This window comes from Tersicoccus mangrovi, assembly GCF_036881825.1.
Taxonomy (GTDB): Bacteria; Actinomycetota; Actinomycetes; order Actinomycetales; family Micrococcaceae; genus Tersicoccus; species Tersicoccus mangrovi.
Genome location: NZ_JBAJMW010000006.1, coordinates 109,611 through 129,763 on the forward strand (window position 1 = coordinate 109,611; position 20,153 = coordinate 129,763).

At 69.6% G+C, this 20,153-nt stretch carries 24 protein-coding genes and 1 pseudogene; 22 read left to right on the top strand and 3 right to left on the bottom strand.

The window, feature by feature from the left end; translation table 11 throughout:
- The first annotated feature begins 83 nt into the window (after positions 1–83).
- Both V6N00_RS13055 and V6N00_RS13060 read left to right on the top strand, forming a co-directional pair.
- Positions 84–992, top strand: coding sequence for a hypothetical protein (locus V6N00_RS13055; protein WP_334232875.1), 909 nt, complete (start codon positions 84–86; stop codon positions 990–992).
- Positions 989–1,399 (top strand): hypothetical protein, encoded by a 411-nt coding sequence (locus tag V6N00_RS13060; protein WP_334232876.1) that lies wholly within the window; start codon positions 989–991, stop codon positions 1,397–1,399. The genes V6N00_RS13055 and V6N00_RS13060 overlap by 4 nt, the downstream gene beginning before the upstream one ends.
- A gap of 11 nt (positions 1,400–1,410) precedes the next feature.
- On the opposite strand, the gene V6N00_RS13065 is transcribed toward V6N00_RS13060, so the two are convergent.
- Together V6N00_RS13065 and V6N00_RS13070 are read right to left on the bottom strand one after the other, a co-directional pair.
- A complete protein-coding gene (locus V6N00_RS13065) occupies positions 1,411–1,890 on the bottom strand; it encodes a DUF4429 domain-containing protein (protein WP_334232877.1) in 480 nt (159 codons plus the stop codon).
- 78 nt (positions 1,891–1,968) lie between these two features.
- Positions 1,969–2,448, bottom strand: a complete 480-nt coding sequence (locus V6N00_RS13070) for a hypothetical protein (RefSeq protein ID WP_334232878.1) — start codon at positions 2,446–2,448, stop codon at positions 1,969–1,971.
- Between the two features lie 112 nt (positions 2,449–2,560).
- On the opposite strand from V6N00_RS13070, the gene V6N00_RS13075 reads away from it, so the two are divergent.
- From V6N00_RS13075 to V6N00_RS13090, 4 genes are all read left to right on the top strand, one after another.
- Positions 2,561–3,193 carry a hypothetical protein gene (locus V6N00_RS13075; protein WP_334232879.1) on the top strand — a complete coding sequence of 211 codons (633 nt, stop codon included), beginning with the start codon at positions 2,561–2,563 and terminating at the stop codon, positions 3,191–3,193.
- The gene (locus V6N00_RS13080; RefSeq protein ID WP_334232880.1) at positions 3,190–4,038 is read left to right on the top strand and encodes a DNA adenine methylase; all 849 of its coding nucleotides are present in this window, start codon (positions 3,190–3,192) and stop codon (positions 4,036–4,038) included. Before V6N00_RS13075 ends, V6N00_RS13080 begins: the two co-directional genes overlap by 4 nt.
- A gap of 97 nt (positions 4,039–4,135) precedes the next feature.
- On the top strand, positions 4,136–5,110 hold the full coding sequence (nrdF, locus tag V6N00_RS13085) for a class 1b ribonucleoside-diphosphate reductase subunit beta (RefSeq protein WP_334232881.1): 975 nt from the start codon (positions 4,136–4,138) through the stop codon (positions 5,108–5,110).
- Between the two features lie 67 nt (positions 5,111–5,177).
- Positions 5,178–6,449, top strand: coding sequence for a M50 family metallopeptidase (locus tag V6N00_RS13090; protein ID WP_334232882.1), 1,272 nt, complete (start codon positions 5,178–5,180; stop codon positions 6,447–6,449).
- A 12-nt stretch (positions 6,450–6,461) separates the two neighbouring features.
- Here V6N00_RS13090 and V6N00_RS13095 read toward each other — a convergent pair whose 3' ends face one another.
- Positions 6,462–7,193, bottom strand: a complete 732-nt coding sequence (locus V6N00_RS13095; protein ID WP_334232883.1) for a Fic family protein — start codon at positions 7,191–7,193, stop codon at positions 6,462–6,464.
- Between the two features lie 248 nt (positions 7,194–7,441).
- Here V6N00_RS13095 and V6N00_RS13100 point away from each other — a divergent pair, with 248 nt between their 5' ends.
- From V6N00_RS13100 to V6N00_RS13175, 16 genes and pseudogenes are all read left to right on the top strand, one after another.
- Entirely contained in the window at positions 7,442–8,044 is a 603-nt protein-coding gene (locus V6N00_RS13100; RefSeq protein WP_334232884.1) for a hypothetical protein, read from the top strand.
- Positions 8,041–8,481 (top strand): hypothetical protein, encoded by a 441-nt coding sequence (locus V6N00_RS13105; RefSeq protein WP_334232885.1) that lies wholly within the window; start codon positions 8,041–8,043, stop codon positions 8,479–8,481. Before V6N00_RS13100 ends, V6N00_RS13105 begins: the two co-directional genes overlap by 4 nt.
- Before the next feature lie 470 nt (positions 8,482–8,951).
- Positions 8,952–9,539: a hypothetical protein gene (locus V6N00_RS13110; protein WP_334232886.1), complete on the top strand. Its 588-nt coding sequence runs from the start codon at positions 8,952–8,954 to the stop codon at positions 9,537–9,539.
- Between the two features lie 141 nt (positions 9,540–9,680).
- The gene (locus V6N00_RS13115; protein WP_334232887.1) at positions 9,681–12,476 is read left to right on the top strand and encodes a hypothetical protein; all 2,796 of its coding nucleotides are present in this window, start codon (positions 9,681–9,683) and stop codon (positions 12,474–12,476) included.
- A 65-nt stretch (positions 12,477–12,541) separates the two neighbouring features.
- Positions 12,542–13,356, top strand: a pseudogene (locus tag V6N00_RS13120) (thymidylate synthase).
- A 164-nt stretch (positions 13,357–13,520) separates the two neighbouring features.
- Positions 13,521–13,997, top strand: coding sequence for a hypothetical protein (locus tag V6N00_RS13125; protein ID WP_334232888.1), 477 nt, complete (start codon positions 13,521–13,523; stop codon positions 13,995–13,997).
- Between the two features lie 232 nt (positions 13,998–14,229).
- A complete protein-coding gene (locus V6N00_RS13130) occupies positions 14,230–15,225 on the top strand; it encodes a hypothetical protein (RefSeq protein ID WP_334232889.1) in 996 nt (331 codons plus the stop codon).
- On the top strand, positions 15,222–15,821 hold the full coding sequence (locus V6N00_RS13135) for a hypothetical protein (protein WP_334232890.1): 600 nt from the start codon (positions 15,222–15,224) through the stop codon (positions 15,819–15,821). The genes V6N00_RS13130 and V6N00_RS13135 overlap by 4 nt, the downstream gene beginning before the upstream one ends.
- A gap of 79 nt (positions 15,822–15,900) precedes the next feature.
- On the top strand, positions 15,901–16,134 hold the full coding sequence (locus tag V6N00_RS13140; protein ID WP_334232891.1) for a hypothetical protein: 234 nt from the start codon (positions 15,901–15,903) through the stop codon (positions 16,132–16,134).
- Positions 16,135–16,141: 7 nt separating this feature from the next.
- Entirely contained in the window at positions 16,142–16,459 is a 318-nt protein-coding gene (locus V6N00_RS13145) for a hypothetical protein (RefSeq protein ID WP_334232892.1), read from the top strand.
- A 27-nt stretch (positions 16,460–16,486) separates the two neighbouring features.
- A complete protein-coding gene (locus V6N00_RS13150; protein WP_334232893.1) occupies positions 16,487–16,975 on the top strand; it encodes a hypothetical protein in 489 nt (162 codons plus the stop codon).
- Between the two features lie 70 nt (positions 16,976–17,045).
- Complete coding sequence (locus V6N00_RS13155; protein ID WP_334232894.1) at positions 17,046–17,348, top strand: hypothetical protein; 303 nt, start codon at positions 17,046–17,048, stop codon at positions 17,346–17,348.
- Positions 17,345–17,815: a hypothetical protein gene (locus tag V6N00_RS13160; RefSeq protein ID WP_334232895.1), complete on the top strand. Its 471-nt coding sequence runs from the start codon at positions 17,345–17,347 to the stop codon at positions 17,813–17,815. The genes V6N00_RS13155 and V6N00_RS13160 overlap by 4 nt, the downstream gene beginning before the upstream one ends.
- Positions 17,816–18,062: 247 nt before the next feature.
- Positions 18,063–18,593: a hypothetical protein gene (locus V6N00_RS13165; RefSeq protein ID WP_334232896.1), complete on the top strand. Its 531-nt coding sequence runs from the start codon at positions 18,063–18,065 to the stop codon at positions 18,591–18,593.
- Between the two features lie 20 nt (positions 18,594–18,613).
- Positions 18,614–18,793: a hypothetical protein gene (locus V6N00_RS13170; protein WP_334232897.1), complete on the top strand. Its 180-nt coding sequence runs from the start codon at positions 18,614–18,616 to the stop codon at positions 18,791–18,793.
- A gap of 91 nt (positions 18,794–18,884) precedes the next feature.
- On the top strand, positions 18,885–20,123 hold the full coding sequence (locus V6N00_RS13175) for a hypothetical protein (protein WP_334232898.1): 1,239 nt from the start codon (positions 18,885–18,887) through the stop codon (positions 20,121–20,123).
- The last annotated feature ends 30 nt before the right edge of the window (positions 20,124–20,153 follow it).

A 20,153-nucleotide genomic window follows, 5' to 3' on the forward strand; every position in this document is an offset into this window, starting at 1 on the left:
GCCAACCTTCAACCAGCGGTTGATGGTTGGGCAATTCGATCCCTCGATGCCGGGGGAGGCGGCCTGCCGCACACATGGTGGTCATGACGATCACCCCACCGACCCCCACTCCGGCACTCGCGCCGACCACGACCATTACCTTGGCCGAGTTCGAAGCCCTCTGGCCGCCGGCCCGCCGCGCCACCGCGACCGAGATGTTGCTCTCCCAGTCCTCCGACGGGGTGAACTACGGGCGCTACTGCGCGGTCATCATCGACCCGGCCGCCGACGGCGTCACCCTCGTGAAGTCCGCCCGCGGCGACAAGCTCAGCTGCGCGATCGCCCCGCAGATCAACGCCGAGACCATCGGCGCCCTGCGCGCCCTGCGCGACGCCCCCTACGGGCTGACCAACGTGTGGGTGCTCGAGCGCACCCCGGTCACCTTCGAACCCCGGCACGAGCCGGTCGCCCGCGACGCCTTCCACGCCGACCTGCTCGGCGCCCCGACGGAGGACGGGAGGGCCATCAGCGGCATGATCCTGAAGCGTGAGGCCCGCGAAGGCGTCCGGTTTCCCGACCCGGCCGGGATCCACCCGGCCCCGTTGCCGCCGGCCAGGACGAAGGTGGCCACCCCGGCCTGGGTGAAGACCACCGAGCTGGTCGACGACGAGTACGCGACCGCGGAGAAGAAGCGCCGAGCCCTGGCCGCGTTCACCCGCTTCGTCGACTCCGGGTTCGAGGGGGAGCGGTTCACCCGGGCCGTCTACGACCTGCTGACCGTCCGGCTCGACTTCATCGCCCACTACGACCTGGGCGGCTTCTTCGCGTACTACTTCGAGAACGGGCCCGCCGGCGTCCGCGAGTTCTTCGACGAACTCCACCACGCCATCGGCGTTCGCGCCTCCACCAGCATCACCCGACGCCCAGACTGGGACCTCGCCCTCGCCCTGGCCGACGGTCCGGGCGCCGCCTGGCTCACCGCCGCGATCAACCGGAACGGAATCCGCGCGTGAGCATCGACCTGCGCCGTGAGCTCGACACCGGCGGAGCCGCGGCCGCCGTCCTGGCCGCCGAGGCCATGTACGCCCACGAGCACCAACTGCCCTGGATCGCCGCGGCACCCGAGATCCGCGACCGGTACCTGACCCTGGCCGTCATCGCCGTCCGCGAGGCGCAGCAGGTGCTCGCCCTGCAGAACGCGGCCGTCCACCTGCAGCGCATGGAGTACGAGTTCTCGCGGTTGCGGGGCTCGTACGGCGGGGCGAACACCGGTGCCGTGACCAGCCAGCTTGAGGACGACTTGCGCCGGGCTGGCGACCTGGCCAGCACCTTCCTCGAGCGGGCCACCGCACGTGCCGACGCCACCATCGGCGACGGGCCGGGGTGCCCGCCCGTCGACGGTGTGCCTACGAAGGGCTGATCACCGGGCTGTCAGAGCCGGCCGAGCAGCTCCGTCTTCTTGGCCTCGAACTCCTCCGGAGTCACGACGCCCGAGTCGCGGAGCTGGGCGAGCTTGGCCAGCTGATCGGTGACGTCCGGCTGGGCCGGCTGGGCGCCGTGCCCGGCGATCCGGGCCGCCAGCGCCTGGTCGAGTACCTGGCGCAGGTGAGCGAACTCGGCTTCCTGCTTCCTGGTGAACATCACGCTGTTCTCGTCGTTGACCGCGCTCATCGCCTGGGAGCCGAACTGGCTCTTCGTTTCGCTGCTGCCGGAGATCACTAGCTGCAGGAACCCGTTGGTCAGTCCGCCGGCGGGTCGCCACTGCGTGCCCTGCAGTGCGGAGATCGGGATCCGCTTGTCTCCCTTGCCCACGGTGAGGCGTGCCCGCATGCCGGTGCGGTGGATCGTGATGAACGTCCCGTCGAACTCGATCGCCCCGGTGTAGCCCTTGACCATGATCGGCTCGCTCATGCCTGCCCCCTCGTGTGTGCCTTCGTTGTCGGGTCCAGCATGCCCCACGATCGGCTACTTGGTGCTCGAGGTCCCAGGTCAGCCGTTCAGTTCGGTGAGCGCACCGGTGTTCAGGTCGACGTCGAAGACCCGTCTGGCGCGCCGCACCTTCAGGTCCTCCAGACGCCAGGTCCACCAGGTGACGCGGACGAGGCCGGGGCGACCGTAGATCAGCTCGCGGGCAAGAGACCCGGTGTCCTGGAAGGAGCCGTCGACGGGTACACCGAGATGGTCGGCGACGACCTGGCGGGGGTCGACCGGGTGCACACCGGCTGCGATGGCGGCGACCCGCTTGAGCAGCTCGTCACCCGGGGCGGCGTCGGTGAGGTCGACGATCTGAGCGAGACGGTCTGCGAGCTCGTAGACCGCTGCCGCCAGCTCAGGAACGTCGAAGTGGTTCGCCAGGATCGAGTCCGGGAACGGCTCGTTCAGATCACGGTAGTTCTGCACGGTGCCGTCCAGGGCGGCGCGGTCGTACTCGACGGTGGCCAGGACGCGATCCAGCTGCTCTTTGCTCATGAGCCCCATGTGTGCGGCACGAACCGCCCGGCGCGACCTCGAGGGGTCTCGGCCCGTCTCGCCCTCCGTCGCGCCCGCGCAGGAGGCTGATCCCGCCGCACACATGGGGCTCATGAGCAACTCAAGCCCCTTCGACATGGCCCGCGCCCTCGAAGCCGACGCCCTCAACCAGCTGAACGGCTACGTCGCCGAGCACGAGATGACCGTGCTGCACGACGACGGTCTGTACCGGCACCTGCGGTTCCGTTCGCCTCACACCGGCATCGGCTGGTTCGAGCTGATCACCTGGCCGGGAGCCATCACGATCAACGGCGACCTGGGCACCTTCGCGTTCCGCCGGCAGGAGGACATGCTCGCGTTCTTCCGGCACCCGCTGGGGTACGTCAACGCCGGGTACTGGGCCGAGAAGTGCGTCGCCCGTGGCGAGGACCTGCAGGGCTTCTCCGCCGACATGCTGCAGAAGACCATCACCGCCGAGATCGAGGAGGAGTACGCGGACGACCCGGCCAAGCGCGAACGGATCCTCGCCGCGCTCGATGACGAGGTGTTCGGCGTCGAGGACCGCGACACGGCATTCGAGGCGCTCGGCGACTTCACCGGCCACGAGTTCACCGACCTGATCGGCTACGACTTCGACGCCTACAGCCACCGGTTCCTGCTGTGCCTGCACGCCATCGTCTGGGGCATCCACCAGTACGACGAGGCGAAGGCGACGGCCGACCCGGCCGCGGCGCCCGCATCGTGAGGCGCCGTGTCACCATCTCCCCGCTGCGGTGGCCCGGCGGCAAGGGACAGCTCTACGCCCCCGTGCGTGCCCTGCTGCGCGAGCATGGTCTCACCGGTGGGCACGTCGTCGAGCCGTACGCCGGCGGCGCCGGCCTGTCCCTGGCCCTGCTGGTCACCGGCCAGGTCGAGCGGATCACCCTCAACGACCTGGACCCCGCGGTGTACGCCTTCTGGGCTACCGCCGTCGCCGAACCGGACCGATACGTCGACGCCGTGCGCACCGTGCCGCTGACCATCGACGAGTGGGACCGACAGAAAGAGATCTACCGGTCCGGGACGGCCAGCGGGTTCGACCTCGGGTTCGCCGCCTTCTATCTGAACCGGACAAACCACTCGGGGGTGCTGCGCGCCAACCCAATCGGCGGCCGCGACCAGACCGGCCGCTGGCTGATAGACGCCCGCTTCCCGCGCGAGGGGCTGGCCGAGCGGTTCCGTCTGCTGGGCCTGTACGCGGAGCGGATCACCGTCACCTGCCGCGACGGCGCCGACGTCGTGCGCGAGAGCGCCCACGACCCGGACACCTTCTTGTTCGTCGACCCGCCTTACGTGACCAAGGCCGACACCCTCTACCGGTCCCACTTCGCTGACCAGCACCACGTCCGGCTGGCCGCGGCCCTGAACGAGCACGCCGACGCGAAGTGGCTGCTCACCTACGACGACGAGCCCCCCATTCCCGACCTCTACCGGGCCCGGCACCGAGCACCACTGCCCATGCGGTACTCCGGACACCGGCCCGGGCACACCACAGAGCTGGTCATCTTTTCCGATGCCCTGGCACGCGTCGCGGCCGCCGACGTCGCGTGAGGCCGACGCCGCCGCACACATGACCGACGGGATGCGCCCGGGCACGCCCGGCTCTACGCATGTCCCTCACCACCAGCACCCCTCGATAAGGACCCGCATGAGCGCCACGACCACCCGCCTCGCCCCCGTGCAGCCGATCAACTGGAACCGCATCCAGGACGAGAAGGACGTCGAGGTGTGGAACCGCCTCACCGCGAACTTCTGGCTGCCCGAGAAGGTGCCCGTCTCCAACGACATCCAGTCCTGGGCGACCCTCACCTCGGCCGAGCAGCAGCTGACCATGCGGGTCTTCACCGGCCTGACCCTGCTGGACACCATCCAGGGCACCGTCGGCGCCATCAGCCTCATCCCCGATGCCGTCACTCCGCACGAGGAGGCCGTCTTCACGAACATCTCGTTCATGGAGAGCGTGCACGCCAAGTCGTACTCCTCGATCTTCTCCACGCTCTGCTCGACGAAGGAGATCGACGAGGCGTTCCGCTGGTCCGCCGAGAACGAGCACCTGCAGCGCAAGGCCGACATCATCCTCGAGCGCTACCAGGGCGACGACCCGCTCAAGAAGAAGATCGCCTCCACCCTGCTCGAGTCCTTCCTCTTCTACTCCGGCTTCTATCTGCCCATGTACTGGTCCTCGCGGGCGAAGCTGACCAACACTGCCGACATGATCCGCTTGATCATCCGTGACGAGGCCGTGCACGGCTACTACATCGGCTACAAGTTCCAGCGCGCCCTCGAGACCGTGTCCGCGGCCCGCCGGCAGGAGCTGAAGGACTTCACCTTCGAGCTGCTGTTCGAGCTCTACGAGAACGAGATCGGCTACACCGAGTCGCTCTACGACGGTGTCGGGCTGACCGAGGACGTGAAGAAGTTCCTGCACTACAACGCCAACAAGGCGCTGATGAACCTGGGCTACGAGGCGATGTTCCCGTCCACCGTCACCGACGTGAACCCGGCCATTCTCTCCGCCCTTTCCCCGAACGCCGACGAGAACCACGACTTCTTCTCGGGCTCCGGCTCCTCCTACGTCATCGGTAAGGCTGTGGCCACCGAGGACGAGGACTGGGACTTCTGACCCGCCCCGGTGCCCGTCACGCCACCCGTGGCGGGCACCGGCACCCCCACCCTGAAGGGACCGCCGCGTGATTGTGCTGCTGTTCGTCATCGGCGTCGTCGCCGTCATCCTCGGCCTGGCCGCCTCCATCGCCCTGCACGAGCTCGGGCACCTGATCCCGGCCAAGCTGTTCGGGGTGCGGGTCAGCCAGTACATGATCGGCTTCGGCCCCACCCTGGTGAAGATCCGGCGCGGGGAGACCGAGTACGGGATCAAGGCCATCCCCGCCGGCGGGTACATCGCCATGGCCGGGATGACCCCACCAGTGGCGCCCCTGCCCGAGGGGGTGAAGCCGTCCCTGTTCCGGAGGATCGCCGACCGGGCGCGCGCCGCCCAGTCGGCTGAGGCGAAGCCCGGGGATGAGGCTCGCTCGTTCTGGGCGCTGCCGGTGCACAAGCGCATCGTCATCATGGCCGGCGGTCCCGCCATGAACCTGCTGATCGCCGTCGTGCTGACCGGTGTGCTGATGGTCGGCATCGGCACCACGCGCACCACCACCACGGTCGGGGCGAACCCGGGGCCGGGCACCCCGGCAGCTGCGGCGGGCCTGCGCACCGGGGACCGGGTCACCGCCTTCGACGGCACCCCCGTCACCTCGTGGGCGCAGCTGAGCTCGATGATCCGCGCCCACGACGCCACCCCCACCAGCATCACCGTCCAGCGTGACGGGACCCAGGTGGACCTGACGGTCACCCCGCAGCTGAAGGACGTGGCCGTGCTCGATGAGGCCGGCAAGCCCGCGGCACGCGCGGACGGCACCCCCGTCACCACCCGGGCCGGTCAGATCGGCGTCGCCTTCGCCCGCGAACGGGCTCCCGAGCCGGTCACCGCGGTCCTGCCCGCCGTCGGGGAGACCATCGTCTCGATCGCCGGGGTGGTCATCGCCCTGCCCGTCCGCCTCATCCAGGTCGCCACCGCCCTGGTCAGCCCCGCCCCACGGGACCCCAACGGACCCATCGGCGTCCTCGGGGTCACCCGCATCGCCGGGGAGGTCGCCGCGACCGACCAGATCGACCGCACCTCCAAGGCCGCCGGCATCATCGGCATCCTGGCGAGCATGAACGCCGCCCTGTTCGTCTTCAACCTCATCCCGCTGCTGCCCCTGGACGGCGGACACATCGCCGGCGCCCTGTGGGAAGGCCTGCGCCGCCGCACCGCCGCCATGTTCGGCCGGGCCGACCCGGGCCCCGTCGACGCCGCCAAGGCGATGCCCCTGACCTACCTGGTGGCCGGGCTGATGCTGTGCATGAGCGTGCTGCTGCTCATCGCCGACATCGTCAAACCGGTCCGCCTGTTCTGAGTCGTTGCCCGCTCAGCCTCGCAGCGCGCACTCGATCAGGAACCGCATCAGGACAGTGGCGTCGGCCTCTCGGTAGAGGGTGACCAGGTGCCGGTCGAACTCGGGGCGCCTGGCGACCGGGACGATGATCGGGTCGTACCCGCAGCGCATCAGCTCGCCGTTCATCATGATCCGCGAGGTGCGCTTGTTGCCGTCGAAGAAGAACTGGTGCCGGGTGCCCAGGCAGAAGTACGCGGTTGCCCGCTCCACCGGGTGTGAAAGCCGTTCGAGTGCCGCGATTCCCGCCGTGAATTCGGCACGCAGCGCGGCACCGTGGTCTGTGGCGCTGGTCGCGGAGTACACGCCGCGCCCGCCGAGGCGGACGTGCCCACCGCCGGTCACCGAACCCTCGCCGCGGAAGTGCCCGGATTCGATCGCCTCGTGCACCGCGACGATGCGGTGCAGTCGGTCTGCGGTGGCCTTGGCCAACCGGAAAGACCCGGAGCGGACCTGGCCTGCAAGGTGGTGATGGGCTGCCACGAGGGCCAGCACCTGCTGTTGATCGAATCCGGGATCGGCCGGGGGAATGGCGAAGAGGCTCGCTACCTGGTCGGGGGTCAGCGGGTTGTCCTCGAGGGCGGCGGCGTTCCAGACGTGATCGAGCAGGCCCTGCTCCAGGTGGTCGAGCGCAGCAGGCGTACCGACCTTGTTGACGGAGTCCCACGGGACCGCGTCGTGTGTCCAGGTGAAACTCAGCTCGGTCATGGCTCCATCCTCCCTTCTGGGCTCGCTCATGTAGCCCTCATCGCCTCGGCCGTCGACCTCTGGGCAACCCCGAGGGCGGATCCACCAGCCTCATCTGCGTCGGCGGCGGACTGGTCATCGGTCTGGTCCCCGGGATCCCGCTGATGCTCTCCTGGTACGCGCACCGGCGCCGACGAGGTGGTCTTCGCCGCACACATGGGATGCAGCCGCCGGGAACCGCCCGGCCAACGGGGAAGGAATCCCGCCCCATGAAGATGAACCTCAAGGCGCCGATCGCGCTCGTCCTGATCTCTCTCGCTGCCCTGTCGCTGACCGGGTGCACCGCGTCGCAGCAGGCCAGCCAGGAGGTCAACACCAAGGCCGAGAACCGGTCCCCGTACATGCCGCAGAACGACGTCGAGTACAACAACTACAACGCGGCCCAGAAGATGTACGACGATCCGAACTCGATCATCTGGTGCACCACCAGCTTCCCGAACAACTCCAGCCCGCTGGTCACCATCCCGATCCGGTCGAAGCTGACCAGCTCGTCGGTGAGCTACTTCCGCGGCACCGACTCCAGCGGGTACGACCAGCGGTCCGTGGACGGCATGTACCACGGCAACCCGCCCGGGTACCGGTACGGGTTCACGCCCTCCGGGGACTACGTCGACTTCTTCGGTCTCAACGTCCTGTGCTCCTCGAAGCTGCAGAACTACCAGCGGCAGGAGACCAAGGTGTCCATCACCGGCAACTCCGACGCTGTCACGCAGGCGCAGAAGGACGCCGAGGAAGCCCTCAAGCGAGGGGACACCTCCAAGGCCACCCAGCTGCTGCAGGACGCCGTCAAGAACGCAGGGGCCACCAAGTGAGCACCGGGCTGAAGGTCCTCGGCGGCATCGTCGCCACCGTCCTCGTCATCGGCGCCCTCGTGGTCGCCGGGCTGGCGCTCGGCTGGTTCGGCCGCGGCGCGCACGTCATCTCCGCAGGCAACGTCGAGAAGCAGTACGGGGTGGTGATCGGCCAGTACAACGACATGATCGCCGCCGCGGAGAACGCCTGCACCGCCCAGGCCTCGGCGAAGAAGACCACCAGCAAGGACGACGCCCAACTGTTCGAGGACCCCACCACGGCGCGCGCCGCCACGTTCCGGTCCCTGGTCGCCAAGTACTCCGCCACCGTCGACAACCCGTTCGAGGGGCAGATCGTCGTCCCGCCGGGCTACCCGACCTCCGCCGGGCTGCACGGCCTGGACACCAAGGACTGGTGCACGGTCTCCGGCCAGCTGCAGGAGCTCCGCGGCCGCTGATCGGGGGCTGTCGCGAGAGGACGCCCGTGCCGCACACATGGGGTGCAGCACAGAAACGTAGGCCGGGTCAGGAACCCGGCAGGGCTGACGGTCACCCCGCCCACACGGGGGCCGGTTCGATTCCGGTGAGCCCACGCTGAGTCGTCAACGCGCCGACGACGACTCGTCACCAGCACGGGTAGCTCCCGGGTGCATGGCGGTGGCGAAAATCCCCGACGGCGACGCCCGAGCTGCGATAGTGCCGCGTGCGACTGAAGGCCCCCGACGGCAATCGGGGATCGATGGAGGAGCACGGAAAAGAGATGGAGCGGTGACGAGGTCTGGCGACCTCCCGGGTGGAAGCCCGGTCCCCCGGCTTGTCGGCAGGGGGAGGGTGGGTTCGACTCCCGCCCACCGCACAAGAGAACACTCCGCCCGACCGCCGTCGCCACCACCGACGACCAGTCGATCGCCTCCAGATGGGACACAACATGATGATCGCCGGAATGCCCGACCCGCGGATCCTCCAAGGTCACGCCCCATCCCTGGATGAGTTCCTCGTCAGGGTCTTCCTGGCAGGAGGAGTCCTCATCGCCGTCCTCGCGATCCTGGCGCTCATCGCGCGGGCAGGTTCCGTGGTCTACCGGGCAGGCCAGCGGCGGAAGTTCCGTGTCGCGATGGCCCAGGAACCAGCCCGCCTGCGCACCATCTCGGAGCACCGGCTGCGCCGGTACCGCCGGTCGCTGATCGACTTCGGGACCGCCGGGCAGACAGACCCGCGGGTCCAGGCGCAGATCGATGTCCTCGAGGCGGAGAGTGCGCGACGGAAGATCGAGGCGGAAGCCGATGCGGTGTCCAAGGCGCGGACGCTCGTCGCCACGACCGACGACCAGATCCGAGACGCGACGGATCGAGAACTGATCACTCTCGACGCCGACGCCTGGGTCCGGTACCTGCTCCCCTTCTCCGAAGAGGCTCTGAGCGACGAGGTCGGCTCCCTGAAGAGGCGGGTCAACACCGAACAGGAACGTCGCCGCGTCGACGCCGCGCTCGGCACGACGGCAGCACGCCGGGCCTGACCTACCCTCCTGGATTCGCAACCGGATCAGCCGTCGCTGCCGCACCCCTCTATCGGCCCGGCAACTCGCCCTCGGCTCGACGACCCCCAGTACCTCTCGAGCCTGACGCCGGCGGCAGGCCATGCCGCACACATGAGGGGCATGACCGAGATCGAACCGGCCGCAGCTGAAGCCGGCAACCTCGTGCCCCGAGGGCAGGACGCCGTGACGATGCGCGCCTCCGTGGCCACCAGCCGCGCCGAAGTCGCCCGCCAGCGCGCCGCACTGCAGGCCCAGCAGCAGGAGATGAAGGACGACCTCGAGCGGCAACGGCAGGAGCTCGAAGCCGCCTTCCGCGCTCGGCAGGCCGAACTGGACGCCCAGATGGCGCCGCTGAAGGCGGAACTGAAGAAGCTGGAGGAGGTGTCCTGGACGGTCGACCTGTACCTGGGCCGAGACGAGTCCCTGACCCTGGTCCGTGACGGCGCGCCCGCGCCGGCCGACACCCCGCTGACGATCCGGCAGAAGGTCCTCGTCATGGCCGAGGAGTCGCTCATCCTGATGGACCGCGGTGCCACCGGTATGGACTACAAGGACATCAACGCCTTCGTGACGTGGCTGATCGCCGCACCCGAGAACCTGGACCGGGTCCTGCCCGAGCCCAAGGGCGTCGTCGTCCTCATCCCCACCCGTGTCCCGTCCTGCTCCGGGAACATCTGGGAGGACTCCGCCAAGAACGCCTACAACGAGGCCTCTTACTGGCTCCTGCGCAACGGCGAGAAGCTCTACGTGCTCACCGTCGACGAGAAGCTGAAGATCGCAGACCGGGTCCTGCCCAACCGCACCGAGTTCACCGACGTCTTCGGCCGCCGCCTCTTCGGCGTCGACATCGGCAAGCCCGTCGTCCCCGGCTCCGAGGAATGGCTCGAGATGCAGGAGGAGGCCGACGCCCGGCGCCGGCACTTCATGCGCATCGTGCTGGTCCTGCAGGGCATCATCGACCGCACCCCCGTCTGGCACCCCATGCCCGAGACCGGACTGAACCTGCTCTCGGTCGCCGACCAGGACGCCGGCCGAGTCGTCCTCATCCAGGACGGCGACACGTCCCTGCAGCTCGGTGACGGGCACGAGACGTTCGCCGCCTGGCAGCGACGGTTGAACGCCCAGATGCGCCCGGGGCTGCGCATCGCCGGCGACTGGCGCACCGAAGGCTTCAACGACCTGTGGGGCAAGGACTGGCGAGGGCGGTCCGCGCACACCCGCCTGAACCCGCCGAACGTCGACAGCCGCCCGGCGACCGACCAGCCGCACCTCATTGAAGGTCGCCGCGACGGCGGGTTCGTCATCCGGTTCGAGCGCACCGACCAGGTCTGGCGCAAGTACACCGAGCCTGACCCGGACAAGCCGGGCTGGGTCTACCACCGGGACCGACTGGAGACCCCCACCCAGCGCGCCTCCTGCGTCGTGAAGACCCACGATGACTGGGTGCTGCCCTTCGACCTGGCCACCCGGGCCGAGATCGCCTACTTCCTGAACAGCCGGGAAGAGCGGTCCAAGCACTTCCTGTCCATGGTCCCCGCCCTGCGCGCCGTCCTGGCCGCCAAGGACGCCGAGGCTGCGACGGAGGCGCCGTTCCGTGGGCTGCTGGCGCGGATGCTCGAGGCCGAAGGCGAGCCGGCCGAGACGGTGCCCGCCACGCTGGACGAGCTGGTGCATTGGTGGAAGGTCGCCCACACCTGGGCCCGGCCCTTGAACGGTGAGCCGAAGCACGAGGCGAAGGCCGCCGAGCAGATCATCACTGAGTACCGGGCTCGGCGCGCCGCATCCGAGGACGGCCGCGCCGACCGGATGGTCGCCGCCGGCCGCCGCGTGCCCGGGGTCATCGCCGTCGCGGCCAACCGGCAGGGCAAGTGGTTCGCCTACGCCCCATCCACCCCGGCCCATGACACCGGCGTGTTCCTGGACATCACGCCGATCCGGGCCAACGGCACCCTCGGGCCGGTCAAGACATGGCAGCGGGTCGCCCCGCGCTCGGCGAGCCTGCTGCAGGTCGCCTGGTCCACCGAGGCCTGGGCCACCTGGAAGTTCGCCGCCAACCCCAACCACTACCTCACCGCCCCCGAGCGGGAGGCCCTGGTCGCCGAGCTGGTCAACGGAGCCGAAGGCATCCCGCTGGCGGTCACCGAGATCTTCGACCCGGTCGACCCGACCAGCCGCACCCTCGCCCTCTACACCTGGCGCACCGGCACCCCCGAGGGCACTGAGGTCCGTTCAACCGACGACCCCTACTCCTGGCACTACCGGGGCGACACGGCGCTGATCACCGGCCGCGGCCGCGCCGTCGTCAAGGACACCGACGGCGCCCGGCTCGGGGACCCCCGACGGATCGAGAAGACCTACTTCGGCGGGTACCTCGGCGGCAGCCGCTGGGGCGACACCCCCTGGTGGCCCGACGAGGCACACCGGTACAGCGACGTCCGACCGCGGCTGGCCTGGGCCGACGAGCACGCGCTCGACCGGATCAAGGCGTACGCCGACCGGTGCGGCGCGGCCGCCAAGACCGAGCAGGCGGCTCGGCGTGCCCGCGATGCCGAGGCGTACCGGTACTCCCGGCCCGTCGAAGCGCTCATCCGCGCCGAGATCGAAGCGGCAGCCAAGGAGCGGTTCTTCGAGGACTACGGCGCCGGCGCCGAGGACCTGTGGGAGGCGCACCTGAAGACCCTGCCGCAGCGCCAGCCCATCCACCCGCGTGAGCTGTGGGGACTCGTCGCCATCGCCCTCGACCACGGTCACCCCGTCGTCGGGCAGAGCCTAGACCAGCTCGCCGACCACGCCTGGTCCCACCGCAACAAGGCGCCGGGGGAGTGGCACCCCGCCCGCGGGCGTATCGACCTGAAGGGCTATGGCCACATCATCGTCCCCGAGCCTCCCCCCGTCGGCGACGAGGACCAGCGGTGACTGGGCTCCCGTCGCGCTCTACGCATGATCCGCGACAGAAGCAGACCATCTCACCAGGAGCAGCCATGAGCATCCCCACCCCGTACGAGGACCTCCTCGCCGACGTCCTGGCCAACGGCGTCCGGCGTGCCGACCGGACCGGCACCGGCACGATCGGCGTCTTCGGCCGCCAGATCCGGTACGACCTCGCCGACGGCTTCCCGCTGATCACCACGAAGAAGGTGTTCACCCGGGGCATCATCGCCGAGCTGCTGTGGATCCTCTCCGGCGACACCAACGAGCACACCCTCCGCGACCAGAACGTGCGCATCTGGCCGAGTGGGCCGCCGAAGACGGGTCACTCGGCCCGGTGTACGGCCACCAGTGGCGGTCCTGGACGTCCGCCGACGGCGGCATCGGCCAGATCACCGGCCTCCTCGAAGCCCTGCGAACCGACCCGTTCTCCCGCCGCCACATCGTCTCCGCCTGGAACGTCGGCGACGTGCCCAAGATGGCGTTGCCGCCGTGTCACACCATGTTCCAGTTCCACGTCACCCCCGACGAGCACGGTCGGCCGGCCAAGCTGAACTGCCAGCTCTACCAGCGCTCCGGGGACCTCTTCCTTGGCGTGCCGTTCAACATCGCCTCCTACGCCCTGCTCACCCACATGATCGCCGCGCAGGTCGGGCTCGAGCCCGGCGAGTTCGTGCACACCTTCGGCGACGCCCACATTTACGAAAACCACGTCGACCAGGTCCGGGAGCAGCTGACGCGCAAGGCCCGGCCCTACCCGACCCTGCAGCTGGCCCACCGCGACTCCCTCTTCGACTACAGGGTCGAGGACGTGAAGATAGTCGGCTACGACCCGCACCTGGCCATCAAGGCCCCGGTGTCGGTCTGATCGGGACGACTACGCGCGGCGGCGCGCCCACCGCGGGAGCCGTCGCACGCCGTCCCACCAGATCAAGCACGAACCGCGCCGCCCGCACCAGCTGACAGCGCCGCGGTGCGGGTCGCCACCTCTGCCGCACACATGAGGGCCACAAACGACCAACGGAGATCCTCATGCCTCGTCTGCCTGACGCCCAGCAGTGCGTCCTTGACCGCCTCGCCGCCGGCGAGACCGTCCTCATCCGCGACGTCCACCCCGCCACCTTCGAAGTCCTGCGGCGCCGGGAGATGATCACCTGGAGCGGCAGCGGCGGCGCAGAGTCCCCGCTGCGGCTGACCGACCTCGGACGCGAGCCGTGGCGCGCCGTCGACGACGTGCCCACCGACATGTTCCTCGTGGAGGCCCACTACCTGGCCGCCGACGGCACCTGGCTGGGCACATACCGGCGCCGGAAGCTGTCGAAGGCTGGCGCCGAGGCCTACGCCCAGCTCCTCCTCGAGGGCTGGGAGCACGTGGTCCGCGGCCATGAGGCGGACGAGGTCTACTCGCGGCCGCCGGCCAGCGAGGTCACCATCCGCCAGTGGTTCGGCCACGACTGGGGTTACCCGCGCCGGGTCGAAGCGGCGGGCGCAACGGCGGACGCGGCGTGAGCGCGTACCGGCTGATCACGATTCAATGCGACTCGTGCGGCGATTGGATCGACGCGGGCGTCGGTGACACCGCGGCCGACGCCCGGGCCGGGCTTCACGGCACCGGGTGGGTGCTGAACGTCCGCGACGCCGACGGCGGCCGGATGCGGCGCGACTACTGCCCACGGCACGCGGGGGAGGCGGGCGAGTCCGCACACATGGGTGTCACGACCCCTGACCTAGGAGAACCTCCATGCTGACCCACACCGTCCTTGCCGCCAGTGATGCCGCCCCGGCGATCCCGGTCGGCATCACTTCGCTGCTCCGATTCGCCATGATCGGGATCGGCGCCCTGCTCGTCATCACTGGGGTCTACCGCAAGGTCACCAACCCCTACTCCGGTGGCACCGCGCCCATTGGTGCAGGGGTCATGCTGATGATGGGGGCTTTGCTGTTCGAACCGATGATGAACTTCGCCCTGGACCTCGCACGGATGGCGTCCGGGGAGTCCGCCGGTGCCCCGTCCTCGCGAGCCAGCGCCACCCCGACGCCGTCCGCCCCGACTACCCCCGCCGCGGCTTCGCAGCCGGTGGACATCACGGGGCTGCTGAACATCCTCGGAGTCGTTGGCGCGGTCGTCCTGCTTCTCGCCCTGGTTGCCGGGATCGGGTGGCTGATCCATACCAAGGTCGCGCCCTCGCTCCGGGCGGCCCGCTCCGTGGCGACCGAGCAGGCCGCCCGACTGTCCGCTGCCCACGTGGAGCTCAAGGCGCTGCTGGCGCGGCAGGCCGAGTACGCCACCGACCTGCGCCTGCAGATCGACTACCCGATGATGACCGACCCGGCCGACGTCATGGTGCGGCGATTCGTCACCGCCATGCGAGAGGCCCTCGGCCTGCGCGATGCACTGCCGGCCAAGCCCATCGCCGAGCAGGTTGCCCGATTCCAGGCCTCCGTGGGCGACTTCGCCGCCTCCTTCGACGCCGCCGAGCAGTACGCGCACCGCATCGCCCAGTCCCGGTTCAGCGTCGACGAGCGGCGCCGCCTCAAGGACGCCCGCATCCTGCTGGACCAGATCGAGGACGCGGGCCTGCACGAGGCCCAGCGCAACGCCTCCTACCGGCGGCTGGCCAAACTGCTGGACGGGCTCATCACGATCACCGAGCCGATCCGCCTCGCCCTCGCCGCCCACGTCCCCATGCTCACCCTCGAGGCGACCACCTCCCGCCCGAAGGAGACCGCCCGATGAACTTCCAGCACCAATCCGCCCAAGCGACCGAGCCACACGGGTCCGACCAGCGCACGTTCCACGCCATCGCCGCAGCCGCGATGTACGTGCTCGCTGTCGCGCTCGTGTTCCCGATGCTCCTCCCTGCCCTCCGCGACTCCGGCGTCGACGAGCGAGCAGTCGGACTGGTCTTGCTCTTCGGCGCTCCGGTCGTCTTCGGTGCCGTGCTCCTCGGCGGGTGGCTTCGATCCCGCCGCCACGCGAAGCGACTCGCGACGGCGAGCCTCCATCGGTGCAGCGTGCTCGACGCACCCCATCCCCGTCTGGCCGGAATCCGGGACCGCCTCTCCATCGTCGACAAGCGGTGGGCCGTCGACGGCCGCTACGTCTTCGAGGTCGAACAGTCCGCCTGGTCGCCGCCGGAGCGCGGCGGGCTGGTCGCCGAGGTCGACGAACGACTCGCACCCCTGATCGCCCACGCCCCGGCCGACCTCCGCGCCCTGCTCGCAGCAATCGACGCCGTGGATGCGTGCCTGGACCAGGAGCCGGCCGGCGGTACCGTGCCCGTGGCCGAGATCCGCCACGCCATCGACAACGCCCTGCACCTGCACCGATGACGTGCAAGATCCCTCGGTCCGCACACATGACCGCCGACACGCCGTACACGTCCACCACCCCGACACGCAGGAGAACTCCATGAAACCGCCGAACCTTCTCGAGTGGGCCGTCGCGCTCCTCATCGCCGCGATCGTCATCCCTGCTGTGATGCTGGCGACGGCTTTCGCGGGCCCCGATCACCTCCACCTCACGCCGGACCTCATGACAGCCCTGGTCGCGGTCGCGTCGGTCTCGATCCTGCTCGCCAGCGCGAGCCTGCTGTGGGTAACTGCGGCTCTGCGCCGCTCCGGTCGTCAGCACCCTGAAGCCTGAGCAGGTCGTGCCCCACTACACCCGCGTCGAGGACACCCGCGCCCACCAGCACAGCGGTGAGCCCGAGCGGTGGGTCGGACAGCGCCTCGTGAAGAAGTGGATGGTGGACCTGGACGGCACCGGTGAGTGCGCGCTCTGCTGGTACCGACTCGACCCCCACCGCGCGAGCCTGCGGCTGGAAGCCTTCCACGACGGATTGGCTGCACTCGGCGCGCATCGTGAACTGCTGGATGACCTGGTCGTCGCCGGCAACATGGGGTGGCACGAGATGGCCGGACTCCTGTCCCGGCACGGCATCGCCGATCACACGCACCTGTTCGACTGATCAGGCGTCGCGCCGTACACAGACCGGGTGACCGATCCGATCACCGCCCCGAAGGACCCCACCATGAGCACCCCGATCCGGCACCTGCGCGGCGCCGCCGCCAGCCAGGGCGGCCAGTTCAAGGCCACCGAGAAGACCGACGCCGGCGTCAACCTGCGCGCCACCGGCCGGACCCTGTGGCAGGACAGCGAGACCGACCCGACCGACCACCCGTTCGTCGGGGAGGGCGACGTCTACGAGGCCCAGTCCGTGCGCCTGCACACCGACCAGGACGGCGGCGTCCACGGGGAGGCCGTGCTGCACGACTACGAAAACGAGATCGAGCACACCCTCACCTGCGACCTGACCACCGGCGACGTCGCCGTCCTTCAGGACGGGCAGGCCCTCGAGGGCTTCAGCCGGGACAACGTGCTGGCCACGATGCTCGAGGACTTCCGCGCCGAACCCGACGACGGGGACCACGAGCAGAACGTCCGGGACATCTTCACCAGCATCCAGCACCAGGTCGGCGCCTGAACGCCGGTCGTCGCCCCGCGTCTGCGTATGTCCCCTGGCAACACCACAACTGCACCACCGGAGGGCCCCCATGAGCACCAGCACCCTGAGCGCCGAGGATACCGCCATCGGCCGGCCGATGGACCTGACCGGACTGACCGCCGGCGGGGAGCCGGTGGCCCGGCCGTGGGGCCCGGACGATCACGACCGCCTCTTCCCCGACGCCGACGCCCTGGTCGAACATCTGGTCACCGTGCACGCCGCGGGGCAGGAGGAGATGGATCGGATGCGTGCCTCCGAGGCCGCCCGTACCGACCGGACCGGGGTGGATCAGACGATGGGGCTGCTGCGGTACGTGCACCGGCTCGCCCGGTCCCGGCAGGCCGTGGCGTGAGCGACTACGCCCGCACCACGACGGTCACCGTCGAGGCCTCCCGGGCCGAGATCGAGAAGGCCTTGCGCCGGTACGGCGCCACCGGCTTCTCCTACGGCTGGTCCGAGACCCGTGCCCAGGTCCAGTTCGAGGCCAACGGCCGGCGCATCCGGTTCGCCCTGGCCATGCCGGACCCGAACGAACGGCGCTTCACCCACACGCCGAGCCGCGATCTCCGGCGCACTCGCGCGGAGACGGAGAAGGCGTACGAGCAGGCGACCCGGCAGATCTGGCGCGCCCTGGTGCTGGTGATCAAGGCCAAGCTGGAGGCCGTCCAGTCCGGGATCGTCACCTTCGAGCAGGAGTTCCTGGCGCACATCGTCATGCCCGACGGGTCCACCGTCAGCGAGTACATCGCCCCGGCCATCGAGTCGATCTACGAGGGCGGCCAGGTGCCGCCCCTCCTCGGGCTGCCTCCGGGACGGTGACCGGAGGGCTCAGCGATGTGCGTGTCCGAACGGCAGCCGCCCACCGTGCGCAGCCTCGAATCCGAGGGTCAGGTCGTTGTTCTCGAGGAACGGATCAGGTGGGTGCCGGACGTCTTGTGGACGCGGCTCCAGTTCCCGAACCGGGAGGGCATGGCGGCGCTCTGATCGCGGCCGAGCCCGCACGCCCAGCCCCACGGCCTGTGCGCAGGCCTCATACTGGTTGACCCGGCTGAGAGGAGCACCACCGTTGACGATCGCCCCGCTGACCGCCCGATCCCGCTCGAAGGTCCGTCGCTACCTCCCCGCATCCGCCGCCTTGGTCGGTGGCCTCCTGGTCGGTTACCTGACCGGCCACGTGGTCGGATCGGTTGACCTTCAGGGCGGTGGCGCATTCTGGACGTGGGTGGACGGATGGCTGCACTCCCCGGGATTCGCTGGCACGGCCGCGGTCCTGGCCGCCGGCGTGGCCTATCTGGCCGCCCGCATCAACGCTTCGGCTCAGCGAGAAGGAGTGGCTGCCCAGCGGGAGAACTCCGAGCGGCAGGACGACGCCGCCCGGGTCGACCGCTGGTGGGACCAGATGAAATGGGCGATCGAACAGATCGACGGCGACTCTGAGAGCCAGTACCTCGGCATCGAAGCCCTGCAGCAGTTCGCCGAGACGGCGCCCGGCGACGACGAACTCAATCTCGCTCTCCGGATCCTGAGCCGGCTCGGTGTTCAAGAGCCGGCGACGGACCCGTCGGTGGACGACGAGGACGAGGACCCGGCAGAATGACCGCAAGGAAGGGAGGCGGAATGGCTACCCCCAACAAGAAGACCTCTGCAGCGACGCGATCGGCCACGACCGGACGATTCGTGGCGAAGAACGAAGAGAACCGTCTCGCGGCTGCGCGTGCCTACGCCAAGGTCGCCGAGAAGAGGGGCCGCTCCGTTCCCGCGGACATCCAGCGCGTCATTGACCGGAAGGCTGGCTGAGCCCTTCGGTCCTCCCAACGCCCAGCTGCGGCGCTCGGTAGCCTGATCCCGTCGCGGTGGCGCAGGGGGCGCCGGCGGAACGGGGGACGGCATGCCGTTGGTGGGGTTGGTCAACGGTAAGCGGGTTGCGAGCACCGACCTGAGCGCCGATGAGTTCGACGCGTTGAAGGCCGATGTGCGAGCGAAGCGGAGGGTCCTGACGCTGCCCTGTGGGCTACCCGGCCACGGGAAGGTCAGCAAGCTCGGCACCCAGTACTTCGTGCACAACCCAGGTGGGGACGGCTGCAGCGCCCGTGAGACGCCTGAGCACCTCCTCGCCAAGTCCATCATCGTGAAGGCCGCCCGCGCCGCCGGGTACGACGCCGAGCCCGAGGTCCGCGGGCACACCGACGTCGACGGGGTGGCCGAGGAATGGATCGCCGACGTCATGGTGACCAACCGGCACGGCCACCGCATCGTCTTCGAAGTCCAGTGGAGCCGCCAGGACGAGCAGGCGTACCGAGCCCGGACAGCCCGGTACGCCGCGGCGGACATCTCCCGCACCGCCTGGTTCGCCCGCCGCGCCGACCATCTGCCCCCGGCTGGCAAGGAGATACCCATCTTCGATCTTCGAATCGAAGGCACCGACGCCGAGGTCGCCATCGGCGGGAAAGTGATGCCGCTGGCCGACGCGGTCCACGGGCTGCTGACTGGGAGAATCCAGCACCGCACCCACCTGGCCGACACGGGTCCGTCCCGCACCGAGCTAATCGTGGTGGGCGATGACTGCTACCGATGCAAGCGCGAGTTCGCGGTCTGGGACGTCCAGCAGACGATCGTCACCGGACGGTGCGGTGTCGAGGCGCGCAGCGCGTTCCGGCCCAGTCTCTTCGCCCCGGACCGGCCCGAGTCCGATCCCGTCGTGCGGGCGGCCGCCGCGGCACAGGCGGACGCCATGGGGCTGCGGCTGGCGCGGCTGGACACCCGGACCTCCAAGACCTCCGGGGGCGCCTACCTGGGGTTCGTCTGCCCATGGTGCAACCAGCTGTCCGGCGACTTCTTCATCGACCAGCTCGTCCGCGACGCTCGCATCTACGGCGACCCGAAGATCATCACGGTGACCACCGCGACCACCGCCGTGAAGCACCCGCACTGGTGCGTCGGCGGCGCGGCCGGCCCATGCGAGAACCCCACCCCGGCCATCCTGGCCAAGCTCGAGCGAGAGCGGCAGCTCGTCGACGGCCCACCCTCGGTCGACGTCCCGCAACCGGACCGCGCACCCATGAGTCCGGAGACTGCCCGCCGCATCGCGCGCCGTATGATGCGCGGCTCTATGTTCCCGCGGTATTGAAGACCAGCGTGAGCCGTCGCAAAGCAGCGC

Coding starts and splice junctions, on each gene's coding strand:
- V6N00_RS13155 (WP_334232894.1), top strand. CDS start 17,046: ATGAGCACCAGCACCCTGAGCGCCGAGGATACCGCCATCGGCCGGCCG.
- V6N00_RS13055 (WP_334232875.1), top strand. CDS start 84: ATGACGATCACCCCACCGACCCCCACTCCGGCACTCGCGCCGACCACG.
- V6N00_RS13115 (WP_334232887.1), top strand. CDS start 9,681: ATGACCGAGATCGAACCGGCCGCAGCTGAAGCCGGCAACCTCGTGCCC.
- V6N00_RS13135 (WP_334232890.1), top strand. CDS start 15,222: ATGAACTTCCAGCACCAATCCGCCCAAGCGACCGAGCCACACGGGTCC.
- V6N00_RS13110 (WP_334232886.1), top strand. CDS start 8,952: ATGATGATCGCCGGAATGCCCGACCCGCGGATCCTCCAAGGTCACGCC.
- V6N00_RS13070 (WP_334232878.1), bottom strand. CDS start 2,448: ATGAGCAAAGAGCAGCTGGATCGCGTCCTGGCCACCGTCGAGTACGAC.
- V6N00_RS13075 (WP_334232879.1), top strand. CDS start 2,561: ATGAGCAACTCAAGCCCCTTCGACATGGCCCGCGCCCTCGAAGCCGAC.
- V6N00_RS13065 (WP_334232877.1), bottom strand. CDS start 1,890: ATGAGCGAGCCGATCATGGTCAAGGGCTACACCGGGGCGATCGAGTTC.
- V6N00_RS13095 (WP_334232883.1), bottom strand. CDS start 7,193: ATGACCGAGCTGAGTTTCACCTGGACACACGACGCGGTCCCGTGGGAC.
- V6N00_RS13100 (WP_334232884.1), top strand. CDS start 7,442: ATGAAGATGAACCTCAAGGCGCCGATCGCGCTCGTCCTGATCTCTCTC.
- V6N00_RS13130 (WP_334232889.1), top strand. CDS start 14,230: ATGCTGACCCACACCGTCCTTGCCGCCAGTGATGCCGCCCCGGCGATC.
- nrdF (WP_334232881.1), top strand. CDS start 4,136: ATGAGCGCCACGACCACCCGCCTCGCCCCCGTGCAGCCGATCAACTGG.
- V6N00_RS13175 (WP_334232898.1), top strand. CDS start 18,885: ATGCCGTTGGTGGGGTTGGTCAACGGTAAGCGGGTTGCGAGCACCGAC.
- V6N00_RS13125 (WP_334232888.1), top strand. CDS start 13,521: ATGCCTCGTCTGCCTGACGCCCAGCAGTGCGTCCTTGACCGCCTCGCC.
- V6N00_RS13170 (WP_334232897.1), top strand. CDS start 18,614: ATGGCTACCCCCAACAAGAAGACCTCTGCAGCGACGCGATCGGCCACG.
- V6N00_RS13140 (WP_334232891.1), top strand. CDS start 15,901: ATGAAACCGCCGAACCTTCTCGAGTGGGCCGTCGCGCTCCTCATCGCC.